Consider the following 4,547-nt stretch of genomic DNA (forward strand, 5'->3'; position numbering starts at 1 on the left):
GCCATGCGGCTGGCACTTTCCATATTAAAAATACTGTCATTGAGCTGAGCATATAATTGGTGGTACTCATATGCGTCCTTGTAATTTTGTGTTTTAGCATTGAGCTCAGCCAATATTTGATAGGTCACCCTCAAGTCATCTCTATTGTTAGAAATTTTGGCTAGCTCTACGGCTTTTTCTAAGTGGTAAGTAGCTTTTTTTACATTTCCAATTTCCATAAAAGCCTCACCAATATTGAGGTGCGATAGTGCTATATCAGCATCAAACCCTATCTCCTCTTTCAATTTTAAGGCACGCTCATAATAAACAATCGCTCTTTCTGGTATACCTTGTTTAAAGAATATAATACCTATGTTATTGTAAGAGGTAGACATACCGCGCTTATCCCCCATCTCTTCTTTTATTTCAAGGCTTTTTTTCTGATACTTTAATGCATCTTCAAACTCTTTAAGGTTAAGATAGATGAGACCAATATTATTATAAGCAGCAGCTACTCCCTTAATATCACCCATTTGCTCTCTCACCTCTAAACTGTAATTGAAGTACTCTATCGCTTTATCGTATTGATTTTGGAAGCTATAAAGTATGGCAATGTTATTATGCACGTCTGCCACACCACTTTTGTCACCCAATTTTTCTTTTATATCAAGTGCCTGTAGATAATAATCGAGCGCCTGATCTAATACTCCGAGATAATCGTGTACGATCCCAAGTGTGATTAAACCATTAGACAAGAGGTGTTTATCATCAATATTTCGTGCGTAGTCTACAGCTTTCTGACAATAAAATTTAGCAGAATCATACCTTCCTTGAGAAGCGTAGATGTCACCGAGTAAGTAGACGGTTTTAGCAAATAAGGAGGAATCATTTTTTACAATCTCCTTTTCCTTTAAAGCATAGGCCACTTTCAGTGCCTCAGGAGAGTTGACATCGACTATAGTCTCGATATAATGTAACGTATGAAGAGCAGCATCTTGCTCATTATCAGCATTTTTAATCAAAGCCTTAAGGCTGTCTGTATTTTGCCCAAAACTTATTAATGAATAAAAACACAATGCCGTGATAAAGTAGACTTTCTTCAAACCCTTTAATTTATGATATGAAATATGGATAAAGGCTAAAGATAGTTATTACACCTTAGATCAAAGAAAAATGCAATTAGAAAAAATCAGGTCATACTGATATATCGTACCAAAAGCCTTTTTACCACCGGAAGCAGGGTAGATTTCTTTGGAAAACGCAATTTTGTGTTTATCAAGAAAACTGCCGGGTTAGGTAAGTCAGGTTGTGATTTAGAGAGTTTAAGCTTTTTACTTTCGTAAGTCTCTCCCAGCCCACGACTAAATGCACTGATATATTCTGTATGAATACCTCTCATGTTCTCCGTGGCATTTTCAAAAACAGTCATCTGGTACCTGTAGATATAAGCCTGAGATCGCCTATTTTGCTCTATGAAAAAATAGCCTTCATCGGCATAAAGCGGCATTAGACCCACGGTAGTTACTTCACAATTTTTTTCGACAAACTCATAAATCTCTTTTCCTTCATTCAAGTTCTCTTTAAAAAGTGGCAGTGCATATTCTATTATCTCCTCAATTTCGTTCATTATCTGGTCATCCTTAATCAACTGCTCGTAGATCAATTCCAGTTTTTTAAGGTCTACTTCCTTCAATCGCCCTGGAAACTTATCCTGCATTAGGGTTTTGTTCTTTTTAAAATCCAGGATGTTGTTGTAATGAAATACCAGGTCTGCCAAAAATGGATATAGCTTTAGCTTATTGAAAGATCCTTTTACTTCTTTAAAGTATGAGAGGAGTAGGTATTTCTTATACTCAAAATCAATAAGGCCATCGGTCAACCAGTTTGCTTCAAGTCTTGTCATATGCTCTCAATTTATAAGTGTAAACCAAACAGAATATACTCAAAATCTACAATACTGGCAATACTGACATTTTGCCATTTTAGTTTTAATGTAAAACTGTCACGCTTGCTGTCATTGATTTGGGCTTTTTCCAATCACAGCCTGCAAAATTGTCCGATTTAATTTCTTTCTACGTCTTGGCATAGAACATGATATATAGCGTCATGTAAAAGAACTGATTTAAGTTAATAATTAAACCAAATACGAAAATGTCAGAAGTTAAAATCAAACCACTTGCAGACAGAGTTTTAGTTGAAGCTGCTGCTGCTGAAGAAAAGACAGCGTCTGGAATCATCATTCCTGATACGGCTAAAGAAAAACCACAAAAAGGTCGTGTTATTGCAGTTGGTAATGGTAAAAAAGATGAGCCTTTGACTGTAAAAACTGGTGACGAAGTACTTTATGGTAAGTATGCCGGTACTGAGATTACTGTAGAAGGAAAAGAATATTTGATCATGCGTGAGTCAGATATTTTCGCGATCGTATAATATCACCCTATCTAATTCAATCAAAAAAATTATTTAATTAAAAATATATAATACTATGGCTAAAGAAATAATGTTCGAAACAGCTGCCAGAGAAAAACTCAAAAAAGGAGTTGACGCATTGGCAGATGCAGTAAAAGTAACATTAGGTCCTAAAGGAAGAAATGTAATTCTTGATAAGAAGTTTGGTGCTCCTACAGTAACAAAAGATGGTGTTTCTGTAGCTAAAGACATTGAACTTGAAGATAGCATCGAAAACATGGGAGCTCAGCTTGTAAAAGAAGTTGCTTCTAAAACTGCTGATGATGCTGGTGACGGTACTACTACTGCTACAGTACTTGCACAGTCTATCTTCTCTCACGGTATTAAAAACGTAGCTGCTGGAGCCAACCCAATGGATCTTAAAAGAGGTATCGACAAAGCTGTAACTGCTGTTGTTGAAAACCTTAAGAAGCAGTCTAAGACTATCAAAACTTCTCAGGAAATTGCCCAGGTAGGTACTATTTCAGCAAACAACGACCCGGAAATTGGTCAAATGATAGCTGACGCCATGGACAAAGTTGGAAAAGACGGTGTAATTACTGTTGAAGAAGCTAAAGGAACAGAAACTGAAGTTAAAACTGTAGAAGGTATGCAGTTTGACAGAGGTTATTTGTCTCCATACTTTGTGACAAACACTGAGAGCATGGAAGCTGAGCTTGAGAATCCTTACATTCTTATCTATGACAAGAAGATCTCTGCTATGAAGGAGTTACTTCCTGTATTAGAAGCTACTGCTCAAACTGGTAAGCCTTTATTAATTATTTCTGAAGATGTTGACGGTGAAGCACTTGCTACACTAGTAGTAAACAAAATCAGAGGTGCGCTGAAAATCGCTGCTGTTAAAGCTCCTGGTTTCGGTGACAGAAGAAAGGCTATGTTAGAAGACATCGCTGTACTTACTGGTGGTACTGTAATTTCTGAAGAAAGAGGTTACAAACTAGAAAATGCAACATTAGATGATCTAGGTACTGCTGAAAAAGTAAATATCGATAAAGACAATACTACCATCGTAAATGGTGCTGGTAAGAAAGAAGATATTGACGCTAGAATCAACCAGATTAAAGCAAACATCGAAAACACTTCTTCTGACTACGACAAAGAAAAGCTTCAAGAGCGTTTAGCTAAGCTTTCTGGTGGAGTTGCTATCCTTTACATAGGTGCAGCTACAGAAGTAGAAATGAAAGAGAAGAAAGACAGAGTTGACGATGCACTTCACGCAACAAGAGCTGCGGTACAAGAAGGTGTTGTAGCTGGTGGTGGTGTAGCACTTATCAGAGCGATTGATGCTCTTAAGAAGATCGATACTCAAAACGAAGATCAGGAAACTGGTGTGAATATCGTAAGACTAGCTATCGAGTCTCCTTTAAGAACTATCGTTGAAAACGCTGGTCAGGAAGGTTCTGTAATCGTTCAGAAAATAAGAGAAGGCAAAGATGACTTCGGTTATAACGCTAGAGATAATAAGTACGAAAACATGTTTGAAGCTGGTGTAATTGACCCTACAAAGGTTACAAGACTTGCGCTTGAAAATGCTGCTTCAATTGCTTCATTGTTACTTACTACAGAAGCTGTTGTAGCTGACATCCCTGAAGATGACAAAGGTGGCGGAATGCCAGGTGGAATGCCAGGTGGCGGAATGCCGGGCATGATGTAATCAATGCCTCAATTAAAATAATGATAGTATACACTATCCCTAGATTTTAATTAGTTAGTAAATAGAAAGGCTTCGGAAATCCGAAGCCTTTTCTATTATCTATAACTTTATAAAAAATTACTCTCCTTTAAAAACAACCAGCTCTATAGGCACGCTCAACAGCTTTTTAAAGTCCTCTCCTGACTCCATCATATCTTCATCTTCTTCCTCATAATGCCAGTGTATCTTCACTGCACTTTTGTCTTTAACAGCCTCCAGCTTACGTAGTATTTCAATCAAGCACTTAGAAGAACTCGTATTAAAATACTCAAGGTTTACATTAAATGTTGTAGAAGCAGCCGGAGCTTCTATATAGTTATCCAGCCATTTCATCAGTGGTTTATAAAACTCTATGGAATTTTCAGGAATAGATCGGCCTGACATTTCAAAAACGCCTTCATTCCCG

General features: G+C 37.2%; 5 protein-coding genes. 2 read left to right on the forward strand and 3 right to left on the reverse strand.

The window, feature by feature from the left end; genetic code table 11:
• A partial coding sequence (locus E1176_RS05485) for a tetratricopeptide repeat protein (RefSeq protein ID WP_155209563.1) occupies window positions 1-1,082 on the reverse strand: 1,082 nt, incomplete at its 3' end.
• Between the two features lie 86 nt (window positions 1,083-1,168).
• The gene (locus E1176_RS05490) at window positions 1,169-1,882 is read right to left on the reverse strand and encodes a hypothetical protein (RefSeq protein WP_155209564.1); all 714 of its coding nucleotides are present in this window, start codon (window positions 1,880-1,882) and stop codon (window positions 1,169-1,171) included.
• Between the two features lie 248 nt (window positions 1,883-2,130).
• Here E1176_RS05490 and E1176_RS05495 point away from each other — a divergent pair, with 248 nt between their 5' ends.
• Window positions 2,131-2,409 carry a co-chaperone GroES gene (locus tag E1176_RS05495; protein ID WP_155209565.1) on the forward strand — a complete coding sequence of 93 codons (279 nt, stop codon included), beginning with the start codon at window positions 2,131-2,133 and terminating at the stop codon, window positions 2,407-2,409.
• A 55-nt stretch (window positions 2,410-2,464) separates the two neighbouring features.
• Complete coding sequence (gene groL / locus E1176_RS05500) at window positions 2,465-4,102, forward strand: chaperonin GroEL (protein ID WP_155209566.1); 1,638 nt, start codon at window positions 2,465-2,467, stop codon at window positions 4,100-4,102.
• A 117-nt stretch (window positions 4,103-4,219) separates the two neighbouring features.
• Here groL and E1176_RS05505 read toward each other — a convergent pair.
• Window positions 4,220-4,547: DUF1987 domain-containing protein (locus E1176_RS05505; protein ID WP_155209567.1), on the reverse strand; the 328-nt coding region annotated here is incomplete at its 5' end.

Origin of the sequence: Fulvivirga aurantia (assembly GCF_009711475.1) — a bacterium.
GTDB classification, from domain to species: domain Bacteria; phylum Bacteroidota; class Bacteroidia; order Cytophagales; family Cyclobacteriaceae; genus Fulvivirga; species Fulvivirga aurantia.